Source organism: Tumebacillus algifaecis, assembly GCF_002243515.1.
Lineage (GTDB): Bacteria > Bacillota > Bacilli > Tumebacillales > Tumebacillaceae > Tumebacillus_A > Tumebacillus_A algifaecis.
Genome location: NZ_CP022657.1, coordinates 1380270 through 1396430 on the forward strand (window position 1 = coordinate 1380270; position 16161 = coordinate 1396430).

Annotated in this window: 16 protein-coding genes and 1 tRNA gene; 15 read left to right on the top strand and 2 right to left on the bottom strand. The window is 52.1% G+C overall.

The genetic code is table 11. The features are described from left to right. Positions 1–51 precede the first annotated feature (51 nt). A complete protein-coding gene (locus tag CIG75_RS06370; RefSeq protein ID WP_094235880.1) occupies positions 52–732 on the top strand; it encodes a DUF421 domain-containing protein in 681 nt (226 codons plus the stop codon). 33 nt (positions 733–765) lie between these two features. On the opposite strand, the gene spoVB is transcribed toward CIG75_RS06370, so the two are convergent. Then, complete coding sequence (gene spoVB, locus CIG75_RS06375; protein ID WP_157729418.1) at positions 766–2352, bottom strand: stage V sporulation protein B; 1587 nt, start codon at positions 2350–2352, stop codon at positions 766–768. 153 nt (positions 2353–2505) lie between these two features. Here spoVB and CIG75_RS06380 point away from each other — a divergent pair, with 153 nt between their 5' ends. The 9 genes from CIG75_RS06380 to CIG75_RS06420 all read left to right on the top strand — a co-directional run bounded on the left by CIG75_RS06380 (position 2506) and on the right by CIG75_RS06420 (position 11814). Next, complete coding sequence (locus CIG75_RS06380) at positions 2506–2760, top strand: post-transcriptional regulator (protein ID WP_094235882.1); 255 nt, start codon at positions 2506–2508, stop codon at positions 2758–2760. 71 nt (positions 2761–2831) lie between these two features. After that, positions 2832–3515: an HD domain-containing protein gene (locus tag CIG75_RS06385; protein WP_094235883.1), complete on the top strand. Its 684-nt coding sequence runs from the start codon at positions 2832–2834 to the stop codon at positions 3513–3515. Between the two features lie 96 nt (positions 3516–3611). Continuing rightward, positions 3612–4850, top strand: coding sequence for a protein translocase subunit SecD (gene secD / locus CIG75_RS06390; RefSeq protein ID WP_094235884.1), 1239 nt, complete (start codon positions 3612–3614; stop codon positions 4848–4850). Next, complete coding sequence (secF, locus tag CIG75_RS06395; RefSeq protein ID WP_094235885.1) at positions 4847–5722, top strand: protein translocase subunit SecF; 876 nt, start codon at positions 4847–4849, stop codon at positions 5720–5722. Before secD ends, secF begins: the two co-directional genes overlap by 4 nt. A gap of 115 nt (positions 5723–5837) precedes the next feature. Next, complete coding sequence (gene recJ, locus CIG75_RS06400; protein WP_172844420.1) at positions 5838–8213, top strand: single-stranded-DNA-specific exonuclease RecJ; 2376 nt, start codon at positions 5838–5840, stop codon at positions 8211–8213. A gap of 19 nt (positions 8214–8232) precedes the next feature. Beyond that, positions 8233–8745 (top strand): adenine phosphoribosyltransferase, encoded by a 513-nt coding sequence (locus tag CIG75_RS06405; RefSeq protein WP_094235887.1) that lies wholly within the window; start codon positions 8233–8235, stop codon positions 8743–8745. 94 nt (positions 8746–8839) lie between these two features. Beyond that, the gene (locus CIG75_RS06410; RefSeq protein WP_227874415.1) at positions 8840–11002 is read left to right on the top strand and encodes a RelA/SpoT family protein; all 2163 of its coding nucleotides are present in this window, start codon (positions 8840–8842) and stop codon (positions 11000–11002) included. 14 nt (positions 11003–11016) lie between these two features. Next, positions 11017–11466, top strand: a complete 450-nt coding sequence (gene dtd, locus CIG75_RS06415) for a D-aminoacyl-tRNA deacylase (RefSeq protein WP_094235889.1) — start codon at positions 11017–11019, stop codon at positions 11464–11466. 105 nt (positions 11467–11571) lie between these two features. Continuing rightward, positions 11572–11814, top strand: a complete 243-nt coding sequence (locus tag CIG75_RS06420; protein ID WP_094235890.1) for a hypothetical protein — start codon at positions 11572–11574, stop codon at positions 11812–11814. A gap of 39 nt (positions 11815–11853) precedes the next feature. On the opposite strand, the gene CIG75_RS06425 is transcribed toward CIG75_RS06420, so the two are convergent. Then, positions 11854–12258, bottom strand: a complete 405-nt coding sequence (locus tag CIG75_RS06425; RefSeq protein ID WP_094235891.1) for a DUF2203 domain-containing protein — start codon at positions 12256–12258, stop codon at positions 11854–11856. 434 nt (positions 12259–12692) lie between these two features. Here CIG75_RS06425 and CIG75_RS06430 point away from each other — a divergent pair, with 434 nt between their 5' ends. The 5 genes from CIG75_RS06430 (at position 12693) to CIG75_RS06445 (ending at position 16152) form a co-directional block, all read left to right on the top strand. After that, the gene (locus CIG75_RS06430; protein ID WP_094235892.1) at positions 12693–12887 is read left to right on the top strand and encodes a hypothetical protein; all 195 of its coding nucleotides are present in this window, start codon (positions 12693–12695) and stop codon (positions 12885–12887) included. 167 nt (positions 12888–13054) lie between these two features. Continuing rightward, complete coding sequence (locus CIG75_RS06435; RefSeq protein WP_157729419.1) at positions 13055–13213, top strand: hypothetical protein; 159 nt, start codon at positions 13055–13057, stop codon at positions 13211–13213. 184 nt (positions 13214–13397) lie between these two features. Further along, positions 13398–14606 carry a Bcr/CflA family multidrug efflux MFS transporter gene (locus tag CIG75_RS06440; protein WP_094235894.1) on the top strand — a complete coding sequence of 403 codons (1209 nt, stop codon included), beginning with the start codon at positions 13398–13400 and terminating at the stop codon, positions 14604–14606. 349 nt (positions 14607–14955) lie between these two features. Further along, a tRNA-Sec gene (locus tag CIG75_RS20615) sits at positions 14956–15052 on the top strand. 470 nt (positions 15053–15522) lie between these two features. Continuing rightward, a complete protein-coding gene (locus tag CIG75_RS06445; protein WP_094235895.1) occupies positions 15523–16152 on the top strand; it encodes a hypothetical protein in 630 nt (209 codons plus the stop codon). The last annotated feature ends 9 nt before the right edge of the window (positions 16153–16161 follow it).

A 16161-nucleotide genomic window follows, 5' to 3' on the forward strand; every position in this document is an offset into this window, starting at 1 on the left:
GCTTTTGTTCATACTAGCAAAGACGACGCTTGTGCGAAAGGAGGGGCAGAGATGGTCAATCTCGCCGGGCTCTTCTTGCGAATCATTTTGTTCTACTTTGCGACCCTCGCAGCGATGCGGCTGATGGGGAAGCGGGAGATCGGCAAGCTGTCGATTTTTGACTTGGTGATTTCGGTGATGATCGCTGAAGTGTCGGCGACGGCGCTGATCGACCATGAGGTGATGGTCAAGGAAGGGCTGTTGATCATCGGCTCGCTTGTCTTGTTGCAGATAGTCATGTCTTGGCTGTCCATGAAATCGATCACGCTGCGCAAACTGATCGACGGTCAGCCGACGTTGCTCATCGCGAACGGAAAAATTCGTGATGATGAGATGCGCCGCACTCGTTATACGTTGAGCGATCTGATGACCCAATTGCGCGAGAAGGACATCGCAACCGTCTCCGATGTTGAATTTGCGATTCTGGAAACGACAGGCAAGCTCAGCGTGTTTCCGAAGGCTAGCAAGCGGCCAGTAACTCCAGAAGACCTTGGGCTCACCGTGCCGCGGACAGGGTTGCCCTTGCCATTGATCGTGGATGGGTACGTGATGGACGAGCATTTGGAACGCATTGGCAAGACCCGCTTTTGGCTGAAAAATGAACTGCAAAAGCATGGGTATCGCGAGTTCAAAACGATATTTTACTGCTCGATCGACAATCAGGGCAGTCTGTTTATCGACCCCTATAAGTGAGAAAAACCGTCTCGGTGTCACGAGACGGTTTTTCTAGCGCAAGAATGGCACGATGCGTAAGATACCGGCCAGCGGCGGACCCACTTTTGGCACGCGAGAGACGGTGTGCAACGTGACGACGCCCATCAGGTTGAGCACGAGGAAGTAGAGGGCAAAACCGGAAAAAGTCCCGTAGACGGTCAGCCATACATCGTTGAGCTGGGGAAGCAGGTTGCGAAACTCGATCAGCCAAACGCTGAGCAGAGAGGTCGCGATCAAAATTTTTATCGTTTCGACAAGGTTTACGTAAAAGCCGAGCAAGCGTGTGACCGACATGAAATGCAAGATCGTCACAACGCTGACCGAGATGACTACCGACCAAGCCACACCTGCGATGCCATAGGACGGGTTGGAGACGAGGTAATAGATGATCACAAGCTTTAAGATCGACCCGACGATCGAATTGCGCATCGCTTCTCCGGCACGGTTCAATCCCTGTAAAATGCCGGAGAGCGGCCCTTGCAGGTACATCAGGAAGCCGACCGGAGCCATGATCGCCAAGATCGGGCCGACCGCTTTGTCATTGAATATGGCGTGTGACAACTCGGTCGCATACAGCGTGAGAATTGCAGAAGTCGGGAAGCCGATCAACGCAGTCAAACGAAACGCTTGGTACAAGCGGCGCTGCACCACCAACTGATCGCCCGCTGCCACCGCCTCGGAAATGGACGGTACGAGCGTGGTCTGCAACGAGTAGGTAAAGACGGTCGGCAGCACGAGCAGGGAGATTGCCATCCCAGAATATTGCCCGTAGAGCGTCGTCGCGACGGCGGCAGACAGCCCGGTCATCACCAGACAGCGAGTGACCAGAATCGGTTCCAGCGTGTAGGCGATCGACCCGACGATGCGAGACAGCGTGACGGGCATTGCGATTTCGAGCACCGAAGAAAGCATTTTTCGAAACGGCTCGGGGGGCTTGTTCGAGTTAGATGGTGGCATCTTGCGCAAGGAGAAGCGCCTGTAGTACGTGAAGGTCAGATAAAGCAGACCGATCACTTCTCCGACCACCATGCCGATCATCGCGCCTGCTGCTGCATATTCCAATCCGTACGGCAACAGGTACGTGGCAAAAACGAGCACAGCACCGATGCGGGCGATCTGCTCTAAGATCGAGGCGACCGCATTGGGCGTCATGTTCTGGAGTCCTTGGAAGTAGCCGCGCAAGATGGAGGAGATGGCGATGATCACGATGATGGGCGACATCGCAAGCAGCGTATAATAGGCGCGAGGGTCGGTCAGCACGTTTGCTGTGATCCAGGGAGCGAGAAAGAGCATCAGTGCGGTAAAGATCACCGACAGGGTGATCACCGCCTTCATCGAAACGGAAACGATCCGCTTCACTCGTCTGGTGTCCTCTTCAACCAGCGCTTCAGCGACCAATTTGGAGATCGCGATCGGCAGTCCGGCTGTGGTAAGCGTAATCAGAAACATCAAGATCGGAAATACCGTATAGAACAAGCCGATGCCCTCGGCCCCGATCAACCGGGAGAGGAAGATCTTGTAGACAAAGCCGAGCACACGAGTGACGAGACTGGCTGCGACGAGGATGACAGCGCCTTTTAAAAAGGATTGTTTGCTCAATATGTCCCTCTCCTTCTCCGAACGAGTGGTCTTCTTTTAACTTTTATGCCGGACAGGCAGGGAGTAGTCCAAAAAGCAGGATTTGCGGGAGCCGTTCACGAAATGGTGCAACGAGCAGTACAAGTTACAGAAAAATCGGGAGGAGGGCGCAAGATGAGTGAAGAACAGCAGGCGCCTGTCATGGATGAAGCGGAATTGAGTGAGGTTGTGCGCAAGCTTTGCATCAGCAAGGCAGAAGAGTTGCACCTGCACGGCTATGATCAGGTGAGTGGCGAGGACGTGTGGGAGTGTGTGTCCAGCAAATACAAAAGCGGCCTTCCTCCTTTGCATCAGCTTGTCAACGACGTGTTGACACTCAAAGGGCACACGTTTATGAACTGGCTGCTCCTCCGCACACTGAAAGGATAATCGAGCATAGAAGGTCAACCCAGCGCACACAATAAACAGGAAAAATAGTGTGCGATTGGGAGGACGATCCGATGTCTCAAACGAGAGTCGAACAACATATCACCCTTGCCGAAATCAAAGAACTGCCCCAGGTGCGGCAATATATCGTATCGGCAGATAAATTTTTAAAAGCGATGGGCTTTACCGAACATGGATTTCGCCATGTCACCTTGGTATCAAACATCGCCGAAAATGTGATGGAGCTTTTGGGCTACTCGGAGCGCGAGCGGGAATTGGCCGCAATCGCGGGTTACATCCATGACATCGGCAACATCACGGGACGTCACGATCATGGCAAGGCGGGGGCGATCATGTGCTTTCATATCTTAGAACAGATCGGGATGCCATATGAGGAAATCGCTTGTATCGTCGGTGCGGTAGGCAACCATGAAGAGCAGTACGGCGAGGCGGTGAACACGGTGGCGGCCGCCTTGATACTGGCCGACAAATCGGATGTGCACCGTACGCGAGTCAGACGGCGCGACGTGTCGCAGTTCGATATTCATGACCGGGTCAATTACTCAGCGACTTCTTCGTTTTTAGATGTGAACTCCGACACGCGTGCAGTGACGCTGAAGATCGAGATCGACAATCAAATCTCTTCTGTAATGGAGTATTTTGAAATTTTTATGGAGCGCATGATGATGTGCCAACGGGCGGCGAAAATGCTAGACGCTCGTTTCCGCTTAAATATTAATGGGGCCGATATCCTGTAGGGCCCCTTTTTGCTGATATCCTTTCTACATTGACCGTTTAATAGGGTAAGAGATATACTAAGATGAGCTAATTCAACGACTAATAGGAGGATTGTCATGATCAAGTGGAGTCGTTTCGTTGGCTTCCTGTTAATCGTGGTCCTGTTTTTTGCCCTAGCGGTTCCTACATATAAGGGAATCTGGAATGGCATCACGCTCGGACTCGATCTGCAAGGCGGCTTTGATGTTTTGTATGAAGTGGAACCAGGTCCCAAAGGTGAAGAGGTGACGTCAGAAGGTGTCATCGCGACGATCAAGGCGATCGAACGCCGGATCGACGCAGAAGGCGTCTCCGAACCGAACATTCAAAAAGAAGGAGAGAACCGCATTCGCGTTCAGCTTGCGGGCGTGTTCGATCAGGATGAAGCGAAGAAGAAACTTGTGCAGACAGCAGTTCTGCGCTTCTTGGCACCTGATGGCACGGAGCTTGCAACCGGTTCTGACCTGAAATCGAACGCTAAATATGTGTCTGACCAGAATACAGGTGCTCCGCAAGTTGCTGTCGAGTTTAAAAATCCTGATCTGTTCAAGGACATTACCTCCAAATACGTGGGTCAGGTGGTCGCCATTGAACTTGATGGCAACATCATTACCGCTCCGGTCATCAACGAAGTGATCTACAGCGGCAGTGCGGTCATCAACGGTCAGAAGGATGTAAAAGAAGCAACCGAACTGGCCAACCTGCTCAACGCAGGCTCACTGCCATTCCCGCTGAAAGAAATCTCCTCCTTCACCGTCGCTCCATCCTTAGGTGAAGAGGCGCTGCACATGACACTGGTCGCTGGCGGAATCGCGTTCCTGCTGATCTTCGCCTTCATGGTCCTCGTCTATCGTTTGCCAGGTCTGATCGCTTCGATCGCCTTGATCATGTATGCGTACCTGCTGTTTGCGGTCGTCAACTTCTTGGGCATCACGTTGACTTTGCCAGGCTTGGCGGCGCTCGTATTGGGTATCGGTATGGCGGTTGACGTGAACATCATCGCAACTGAGCGGATGAAAGACGAATTCCGCAATGGCAAATCAACTTTGTCTGCTGTGATCATGGGGCAAAAGCGTTCGATGCCGACTATCATCGACGCCAACATCACATCGATCATCGCCGGGATTCTGATGTACTGGTTCGGTACTGGTCAGATCAAGAGCTTTGCAGTGGCACACATCATCTCCGTGCTGGCGACGTTCATCACCGCTGTGTTGATCTCCCGCCTCTTGATGCAACTGCTGGTACGTTCCAACCTGATCAAAAACCCGTGGTGGTATGGCGCACCTAAGAAAAAGGGAGGGGCAGCCAAGTGAAATTTGATATCGTAAAAAACCGCAAATGGTACTTCGGCTTCTCCATTCTGATCGCGATCGCCGGGGTTTTGATCATGCTCCTGATGGGTCTGAACCTCGGGACCGACTTCCAAGCCGGTTCTCGTGTGCAGTTCTCTGTAGGCCATGCCTTTACCGAAGCGGAAATTAAACAGCAGTTTGAGGACAACTTGAAAACGATTGAAGTATCTTCGGTACAGGAGATCGAAAATTACGGCGCAGTCGTGAGGATCGCCAAGAAGATCTCGGCGGACGAAGAGAGCGAGATCAATGGATTCCTGAACAAAACATTCGAGAATGCCAAGCCGCAGATTTCCTCAATCGACCCAGTCGTTGCTCGTGAGCTTGCTAAAAAAGCGATCTACGCGATCTTATACGCATCGCTCGGGATCATCCTGTACATGGCAGTGCGTTTTGAATACCGCTTTGCAATCGCAGGCGTCATCTCCGTTTTACAGGTAGTGCTGGTTGTCGTCTCGCTCTTCGCACTGTTCCGCTTTGAGATCGACATTACGTTCATCGCGGCCATCTTGACGATCGTCGGGTACTCGATCCACGATACGATCGTTATCTTCGACCGGATTCGTGAGAACTTGAAGCACCACAAGGTCAAGACCATCTCCGATTTGGAGAGCCTAGTCAACGACTCGATCTGGCAGACGATGGCGCGCTCGATCAACACCGTCCTCACCGTTATCTTCTCGGCAGGTATGCTCTACCTGCTGGGCGGCGATGCGATCAAGCACTTCTCGCTCGCACTGTTGATCGGTCTGGTTACAGGTGCATACTCTTCCATCTTTATTGCGTCCCAACTGTGGGTGGTCTGGAAGAGTCGCGAATTGAAGAAAGCGTAGTTTTGTGAAAAACAGAAAGCCGCGGGGTTAGAACCCTGCGGCTTTCTTGCTTGCTTCAATAGGGAGAAGTATAATAAAAACTATATGTATACATCCAGAGATGGAGGATTTCAAGATGCAACAGATGAAACGCTGGGTTGTGTCGGAGGCGGCCGAGTCAGATGTGCAGAGTTTGGCAGAAGCGCTTGGCGTTTCGCCGATCCTGGCCAGACTTTTGTGGCGCCGCGGCATTCGGTCAACAGAAGAAGCGCAGCGTTATCTGTACCCGGGTCTCAGCGGCTTCTACGATCCTTTTCTGATGAAAGATATGGAGAAAACGGTGCAACGGATACGTCAGGCGATCGACCAACAGGAGCCGGTGATGGTGTATGGCGACTACGATGCTGACGGTGCGACGGCAACCTCCGTTTTGTATCTCGCCTTGCGGGAGTTAGGCGCCCGTGTCGATTATTATATCCCCGACCGATTTTCGGAAGGGTATGGGTTGAACGGTCCGGCGATCGAACAGGCCAAAGAGCGCGGGTATGGGCTGGTGATTACAGTTGACAACGGCATCTCTGCCGTGGAGCAGGTCGCGCTGGCGAACAGGCTCGGTCTCGATCTGATCGTCACCGACCACCATACGCCACCGGAAGTTCTGCCCGATGCGCATGCGATTTTGAATCCAAAACAGCCGGGTTGCAACTACCCGGATTCGATGTTGGCAGGCGTGGGGGTCGTCTTTAAGTTGGTGCAGGCGCTTTATGGGCGGTTGCCCGATGAATTTTTGGATCTGGCTGCGCTTGGCACGGTGGCCGATTTGGCCCCCCTGCAAGATGAGAACCGCTTGCTCACCTTGTTCGGCTTGGAAAGGATGAACGAGTCGCCACGCCTGGGAATCAAGGCGTTGATCGAGGCGGCTGGTCTACAGGACAAGAAGATCACAGCCGGCCATATTGGCTTTTCTTTTGGCCCGCGGATCAACGCGAGCGGACGTCTCGATTCCGCCACCTATGCAGTAGAACTGTTGACCACCGAAGATCCGGTGCGCGCAGGCGAGTTGGCACAGTTTCTTGAGGAGCGCAACCAAGAGCGGCAGGCGCTGTGTGAGACGATCTTCGGAGAAGCGCAGGCCCTGATCGAAGCTAATTCGCATTGGCTGGATGGCCGTGTGCTTGTCGTCGCCAATCGAGGATGGAATGAAGGCGTGATCGGCATCGTTGCATCGCGCATCGTTGAGCGCTATCATCGTCCGACGCTCGTCTTCTCAATCAGTGATGAGAAGTGCAAAGCGTCCGCCCGCAGCATCGCTGGATTTGATCTGTATGCGGCGCTGACCCGCTGTGCAGACCTGCTCGATCACTATGGCGGGCACAAGATGGCAGCTGGGCTGTCCCTGCCCGAAGAGAAGCTCGAGCAACTGCGGATGCGCCTGAACGAGATTGCTGAGGAAGTGTTGACCGAAGCAGATCTGATCCCGGCGCTCGACATCGATATGGAAGTCGAGCTGGGCGAAGTGGATCTGCGGCTGGTCGAACAGATTCAGGCGCTGGCTCCATTTGGCTTTGGCAATCCATCTCCGCGCTTTGCTGTGCGGGGATTGGCGCTGGAGAGTACACGGGTGGTCGGAAAAGATGCGGCGCATTTGCAGGTGCGGGTGTGTCAAAAGGGTCGGCAATTGGACTGCATCGCTTTTCGCAGAAGTGAAGACCAGCCATTGCTCGACGAGTTGGCTGCCGTCGATATCGCAGGTGAATTGGCGGTCAACGAGTGGCGGGGACGGCAGAGCTTACAGATGGTGCTCGGTGATTGGAAGCCAAGCCCTGTGCAGTCGTTCGATGCGCGGGGCTGCCGTGATAAATTCGCATGGCTTGAGGTGCACAAGGACAGTTTAACGGTGCTTTGCTTCCAAGAAAGCAATGTGGAGGAGATCGAAAAACGACTGTTCGGGTATCCTTGGAATGAAGGGAAATATCGGCTGTACCATGTGGAAGCGTCCGGTCGGTGGCGTCATGTGGCAGGCGAAGACGAACCGACGCAAAACATCGTCTACTACGATCTACCCTCGCAGGTCGAAACGTTTGTCGACTCGATGGAAGCGTTGATTCCCACGCAGCGTCTGCATTTCATCCAAGGCCAGCAGGATCAAGAGTGGCTTAGACAGGCGCTGTTTGACTGGCTGCCGGAGCGTGAGGCGTTTGCCTACGTCTATCGCGTGTTGCGTCAAGTGGGGCAAGGCACGGTGGCTGAACTGTTGGCGAAGATGCAGGGACCACTTAACACTGTGAGTCTGACACACATTTTGCAAGTTTTTACCCAATTAGGGTTTGCGAATCTAGAAGATGAGACGTATTATGTGATACAGGACGCTCCAAAGCGTGCATTATCCGATTCACAGTATTATCAGGAGCAAGAGAGGCGTGTGCAGGCATTGAAACAGGTCGGTGACCTGTTGCTTTCCGCTTCTCCCGACACTATGAGACAATGGCTCACAGCGCATAGGACCGTGTGAGCATAGGAGGACAACCAAAATGAACTTCAAAGAAAAAATTCGCGTGATTTCCGATTTCCCGTCTCCGGGGATTCGTTTTAAAGATATCACCACGTTGCTCAACGATGGTGAAGCGTTCCGCGCGGCGATCGACGATTTCAAAAACTTTGCGGCGGAGCGCGATGCGGACATCATCGCAGGCCCAGAATCCCGCGGCTTCGTACTGGCAGCTCCGATGGCTTACGGGCTGAGCAAAGGGTTTGTGCCGATTCGCAAGCCAGGCAAATTGCCGCATGAAACGATCTCGGTCGATTATGCGCTCGAATATGGTAAGGACTCGTTGGAGATCCACAAAGATGCGATCCAACCGGGCCAACGTGTGATCATTGCGGACGACCTTCTCGCGACAGGAGGTACGATCGAAGCGACAATTCAATTGGTGGAAAGTCTCGGCGCGAAAGTAGTCGGTGTCTGTTTCCTGGTTGAACTGACTTATCTTAATGGACGGGAGAAACTGAACGGGTATGACGTCTTCTCGCTCGTCCAGTACTAGTTCAGACAAAGCAGCGACGGGGGTGGTTGATCTGGTGGGCATCGGGCGCTTGATCGAAAAGATCAGCAAATATTTATCAGAAGCGGATGTGGCGATGGTTCGCCGCGCCTTTGATATGTCCGAAGAGGCTCACCGGGGTCAAACCCGTTCCTCGGGTGAGCCGTATATTATGCATCCGGTTGCTGTTGCCGAGATCCTCGCCGATCTTGAACTGGATGCGGTTACTCTCTCCGCCGCTCTTCTTCATGATGTGGTGGAAGACACGCATGTCAAGGAAGAGACGCTCGTCAAGCAGTTTGGTCCGGAAGTGGCGGCGCTGGTCGATGGTGTCACGAAGCTGGAACGGATCAAGTTCAATTCCAAAGAAGAGGCGCAGGCGGAAAATCTGCGCAAAATGTTCATGGCGATGGCCAAGGACATCCGCGTTCTGCTGATTAAGCTCGCCGACCGACTGCATAACATGCGCACGCTCAAGCATCAGCCGATCGAAAAGCAAGTCAAGACGGCGACAGAAACGCTGGAGATCTATGCGCCGCTCGCACATCGTCTGGGCATTTCCACGATCAAGTGGGAGCTGGAAGACATCGCCTTGCGTTACATGAACCCGCAACAGTATTACCGCATCGTCAACCTGATGGCGAAAAAGCGCAAAGAGCGTGAAGAATACGTACAGGAAGTCATCGATGGCTTGAAGGAAAAGTTTGCTGAACTGGAACTGAAAGCAGAAATCAGCGGGCGTGCAAAGCACTTGTACTCGATCTACCGCAAGATGGTCAATTACAACAAGCAGTTCAACGAGATCTATGACCTGCTCGCCGTGCGCATCATCGTCGATTCGATCAAAGACTGCTATGCAATTCTCGGAATTGTCCATACGATGTGGAAGCCCATGCCAGGTCGCTTCAAAGACTTTATCGCGATGCCGAAAGCCAACATGTACCAGTCTTTGCACACCACCGTCATCGGTCCGCGCGGCGAACCGCTGGAGATTCAGATTCGCACGTGGGAGATGCACCGCACCGCCGAATACGGAATCGCGGCACATTGGCTATATAAAGAGCAAGCGAATGCGCAAGGCCCAGCTGCGAAGGACAGCAAAGAGGCTAGTCCGCAGGCCAACCTAGCGCAGGCCAAAGACGCCTCCTTCCAGCAAAAGCTGGCTTGGTTCCGCGAGATTTTGGAATGGCAGCAGGATTTCAAAGATGCGCAAGAGTTTATGGAGACATTGAAATTCGACCTGTTTGCTGATGAAGTATTTGTCTTCACGCCCAAAGGTGACGTTTTCCAATTGCCGGCCGGTTCAGTCCCGATCGACTTTGCCTACCGGATTCATACCGACGTTGGCAATCGGACGATCGGCGCCAAGGTCAACGGTAAAATCGTGCCACTCGACTACAAGCTGAAGACGGGCGATATCATCGAGGTGCTAACTAGCAAACACTCGTACGGCCCGAGTTTCGACTGGATCAAAGTGGTCAAATCCTCACAAGCCAAGTCGAAGATTCGCCAGTGGTTCAAGAAGGAGAAGCGCGAGGAGAACGTCGCAAAGGGCCGGGATAGTATCGAAAAAGAAGCGCGCAAGCATTCGATCAACCCGGAGTGGCTGACCGACAAGAACTTGGAAGAAGTGGCCAACAAGTTCAACTTCCCGAAAGTGGACGACATGCTGGCAGCAGTCGGATACGGCGGTTTTTCGTCGCATTCGGTGATCACCCGCATCGTCGAAAAGATCAAGCGGGAAACGCCGCCCGCAGAGATCGAGAAGATTCCGGAAGTCAAACAAGAGCCGAAAAAGAAAAAGAAAAGCAACCTGGGCGTGCAAGTAAAAGGCATCGACAACATGTTGATCCGCTTTTCCCGCTGTTGCAACCCGGTGCCAGGCGATGAAATTCAGGGCTTCGTCACCAAAGGTCGAGGCGTTTCTGTGCATCGCACCAACTGTCCGAATTTGCATGCAGTCGAGGAAAATGAGGACAACCGACTGATTGAAGTGGAATGGGAGAGTGCACCGACCGTCTCCTACAGCGTGGAGATCGAGATTACGGGACTCGACCGCCGGGGTTTGATCAACGAAGTGATGATGGCCGTCGCCGAATCGAAAACGGACATTACAGCCGTTTCGGGACGCGCTGACAAGCGCAAGATGGCAACCATTTCGCTGACGATCAACATCCGCAACGTCGACCACTTGCACACGGTTGTCGAGCGTATCAAGCGGATTAAAGACATCTACACGGTGCGTCGCATCATGCAGTAGGGAGCGTAATCTTCATGAGAATCGTAGTGCAACGAGTTTCCCGCGGTAAAGTTACTGTGGATGGGCAGGTGACGGGGGAGATCGGACGTGGCTTCGTCCTGCTCATCGGCGTCACCCATGAGGACACGATGCAAGATGTGGACTATCTTGTGGATAAGGTCGTCAACCTGCGCGTGTTTGAAGATGAAGCGGGCAAGATGAACTTATCGCTGCTCGACATTGGCGGAGCGCTGCTTTCCATCTCGCAGTTTACTCTGTACGGTGACTGCCGCAAAGGGCGGCGTCCGAATTTTATGGATGCGGCCAAACCTGATTTTGCCAATCAATATTATGAATCCTTTAATGAAAAAGCGCGTAGCCTTGGCGTGCAGGTGGAGACGGGCGTGTTTGGCGCAATGATGGACGTCGAACTGGTCAATGATGGCCCGGTCACTTTGCTACTCGAAAGCAAGCGCACCTTTTAATTTTCCATATCGATCGAATGGACTGCCGAATTCGGCGGTCTTTTTTGTGTTTCCATGGTGTAGGTATGATAGATGAGGGCGAGGGGTGACAAAGGAGGCTGTGCTATGGCGGAGGGAACGGGCAAGTCGAAGATTAAGGAACTAAAAGTGGAAGTGTTCCTCGACGACGCGCTGCGTGCCGGGTTGCAAGATATACTGGATGGTCAAAAGGACATTCTGGAAGTGGACTACGTATACTTCCGCCATCTAATCGTAGAGGAACTAAAACATGCAGGCTTGCGCATCGGACAGCTAAAGTTTCCGGTCGGGCGGATCACCAAGCTACGGATAAAAGTGGCGCGTGGGTAAGAAAACAGCCAGGCTCCGCAGGGAACCTGGCTGTTTCGTTTAAAAATCGATCGGACGTCTACCGATAAAACCATCGTAGACGCCGTGCCAATGGCGAATCTCTGGTTCGCCAAGCCGCCAGCACAAGAGGACCACTTCACCATCTCGCAAGGCGTAAAAGTCACATAGTCCGGTGTCGATGTCTTTGATCTCTACACCTGTGCCTTGAATCTGTCCGAGCATCAAGTTTGCGCTAAAGAGGAGAAATTCCAATTCCGCCTCTTCAGCAAAAAAAGCGTCATTGGCAACGAGCTGATTGCCGACTGTTTGCAGTTTCGCTTCTTGAAGCTGCGTATGTTTGTGCTGAATCTCGCGCTTCATCCCTTGCAGATCGCGAATCATCTTTTCCAGCTGTGGCACGAGCGCATTCGCTTCTGCCACCGTGAAATAGCGTTTTGCAGTCATGAAAAGTCCGTTCCTTTCTTTCGTTCAACGAAATCTACCATAACCGTTTGCGGGCAAGCCTGTCAACAGTTCCGATATAATGACGAGCAGCCTGTTCACAAAGACTTCGATGGCGACTGACCGTTCGGAATGGTGTTGCAGACAGGCTTGTAGTCACTCTCATCCGATAAAAGTATTGTGAAAAAGTGCGGGATCATATCCATCTCGAACTCGGATCGGAAGTTCGCCAAGGGTTGTGGCTTGTAGATTGCTGTTATAGTTCAGTTCTGAAGTCAGCATTCAGGCGTTATTCCTTCACTGGAAGTTCCTTCAGATCCAGTAAGGGGATACTGCTCCACATTGGTGATTATATCGAAAAAAGGTCGAGCGAATCAAACGGGTACCGCGTGGGTGATGCTATTAATTGAAGTGACCCACCAAGGAGGGATTACCCGATGATCGATCTAAAGAAACAGGCAAGCCAATTTCCAACCGAAGATGTGATGATGGGACAAGATGTCAATGTTCCTGACAACATGGAAGTTCCGGGGGAACAGGACACTACGATCTGGGACAACATGGTGCAGGCGCTAAAGCCCGACCTGGCTCCCCATCACGTCAAAACGAATCCGAACCAGCAGAAAGATTGAAGAGATACACCGCCTGTAGAACGGGCGGTGTTCTTTTATTTAAGTCTGCACGATATCATCGTGTTAAACATCATGTTTTTGCTCGCGTCGGGCGTTTTGATCGTTCAAACTGGACTTGGTGAAAAAATTGCAAAAAAATGGAGCAGCAGGAACAGGCACAGTCCGAAATGAATCAAAAGTTGATCAAGTTAGTTGATCATCTAGGGGCGAGCGCTCAGCAAGTTGCGTCATCGGCTAAGCAGTTGAGCGACGGAGCGGAGCATCAGGTCCAATCGATCGAAGAGAAGCGTGACACCAGCACCTTACAGGCATCATCATATTCGTAACGTGGGAATGAAACTATTGATAGGTTCTACGATATTGTCATTAGCAAGCTGTTTCGGTCCAGGCGTTGCTGTGAAGAGGAAGAAAGAACTTGACGCACTCAGCAGGAGTAATTAAGATGTGAATAATGTGCGAAAAAGTTGTTCTAACAAGTGGTTGGGATGCAGAAATGGGGTTGTATGTCAGATGAACGGTGAAGTAGTTTCTCGTCCGCCTGCAAGAACCCGCAGGTATTGGATGGCTGTGATTTTAGGGTCGCTGTCGGCGTTTGGGCCGTTGTCGCTTGATATGTATTTACCGGCGTTGCCCGCTCTGGCTGACGATTTGCATACGAGTGCCTCGATGGTGCAGCTCAGCTTGACCGCCTGCTTGCTCGGGCTTGCATTGGGGCAATTGGTGGCTGGTCCGGTCAGCGATGTGCAAGGGCGACGCAAGCCCTTGATGATTGGACTGATCGTGTATGCGCTCTCTTCACTGGCGTGTGCGTTCGCGCCTACCGTTTGGGGTTTGGTGATGTTGCGCTTTATCCAAGGGGTGGCAGGAGCGGCAGGGATCGTAATTTCGCGGGCGATCGTACGTGACATGTATTCGGGTACGGAACTGACGAAGTTTTTCTCATTGCTGATGCTGATCAACGGGGCGGCCCCGATCTTGGCCCCGATCTTTGGCGGGCAGTTGATGCGGTTTACCTCATGGCAAGGCGTGTTCATCGTGCTGGGATTGATCGGTGTCGTGATGCTGTTGCTGGTGATGTTCGGGATGCAGGAGACGCTACCACTTGAGCGCCGAATGAAGGGCGGTTTCAAGACCACGATGACCGTCTTTCGCGGACTGGCTCGCAACCGTGTATTTATGGGGTATGCCCTTGCTTCTGGGCTGGTTACGGCAGCGATGTTTGCCTATATCTCTGGGTCGCCATTTGTCTTGCAGGAGATCTACGGAGTTACGCCACAGATGTTTAGTTTGATTTTTGCGATGAACGGGCTTGGCATCATCATCGCAGGTCAGGTTACTGGGCGCTTAACGGGGCGAGTCAGCGATACGAAGCTGTTGATCACCGGGCTTGGGCTAGCAACGTTGGGCGGCGTGTCGCTGTTGGTAGCGTTGCTCTTGGAAGCTGGACTGATCGCGGTGTTAGTGCCATTGTTCTTTGTCGTAGCGAGTGTAGGGATTGTGAACACGACCAGTTTTTCACTGGCGATGCAGGATCAGGGACAGGCTGCCGGGACCGCTTCGGCGTTGCTTGGGGTTCTGACGTTTATCATTGGAGGGGTCGTAGCTCCGTTTGTGGGCATTGGCGGCAGTACGACTGCAATTCCGATGGGCGTGATCATTGCAGTGGCTGAAGTGGGGGCCGTGCTCTGTTACTTGCTGTTGGCTCGGAAAAGAGGGTAGAGGAAAGGCTCACGTGATTGTGAGCCTTTTGTTTTGTCTGGGGAGAGGTTTTTGCTCGAAATGATGTGCGGGGGTTCGCGGCGAGAGGAGGGAAGTGTAGAGTCGTGTGCTGTTCCAAGGTGGCTGGAAGGGATGGGTTTACGTTTCGGGTGTAGCATGTGGGAGAGTGGAGCTTTTGCGATGTGAAGTTCGTGGGCGTGTGGGCAGACAGGTAATATGGCGGAGAAAAATGTTTGTCTGAGGAGTATTCGGTAGGGAGTTGAATGAATGGTTCTTTTTGGCTCAGATACTATGGAAAAAGAGGTTTGATCTCTTAGGAAGATAGGATATAATGATCTTATTCTCACATGGGGGCAGCTGGAGTACTGGTGTTTCCCCTGGTCTTCAAAACCATGTGCGGCCTACGGTGTAGGCTGGGTGGGTTCGATTCCCACGTGCTCCCGCCAAAATGATTTAAGGGCAAATGTTCTTGCTAAATATCGCGTTTTTCTTGATTTTGAAAACATACTAGTAATTTACGCGAATTTGAGGCAGTCCGAGTGTGACCGATTTGGGTGTTCGGGTGTGTCCAATCGCTGAATAGGGTCTGTTCGTAACTCTCTATGACAATCATAGGGGGTTATTTTTATGTTTGGGGCGAAGACGAAACGTAAAGGTGCAAGAACTTCCACTAGCATCAATGTCCGTTCTTTCGTGGGAGGTTATCGCTGGTTGAAATTTTTAATGGTTTATGGTGTAGAAATAGAAACGGACGGAAAAAGGAAGTTGGGTAAAATGCAACATCGCGCGATCATGTTATAGAGCTTTTGCGACGTTTGTTAAGCGGCTATCGGATTCTTGCTGTTTGTTATTTGAGGTATTGTTTAACCTTCCCATCTGGTGCTAGTCTAGTTGTAACAAAAGGGAGGTGCACCGAGTGACGAACGAACAGCTCCTTTTGGAGATCGGGCGCGTGATGGGCAACACTGTGCGTGAAGCCATTCATGAGAGTGAAGAACGAATGAAAGTGTATGTGAACGACGTTGTTCATAGTGCAGTACAAGCCAGTGAGAAACGCTTGTCAAAACAGATTCAGGAAGTAGACGAAAGGCTGTCAAAACAGATTCAGGAAGTAGACGAAAGACTGTCAAAACAGATTCAGGAAGTAGATGAAAGGCTGTCAAAACAGATTCGGGAAGTAGACGAAAGGCTGTCAAAACAGATTCAGGAAGTAGACGAAAGACTATCGAAGCAGATTCAAGAAGTAGATGAAAGACTATCGAAGCAGATTCAGGGGTTGGAACTACAGATTAAAGAAGTAGACGAACGGCTGTCAAAACAGATCCAAGAAGTGGACGAGCGCCTGTCCAAACAAATTCAAGAAGTTGATGAACGCCTATCGCAACAGATGCGGGAAATGGATGAACGCTTGTCCACCTCGTTTGATAACCTGCAGGTTACTGTGCAGCAAGCAATGGACGATACGGAGCGCATGGCAAGGCAGATTGCGGCGACGGCGGAACGGGTTGAGGGACTCACATCGAATTGTAATTGCCAAACAGCGTAGGAGCAGCCA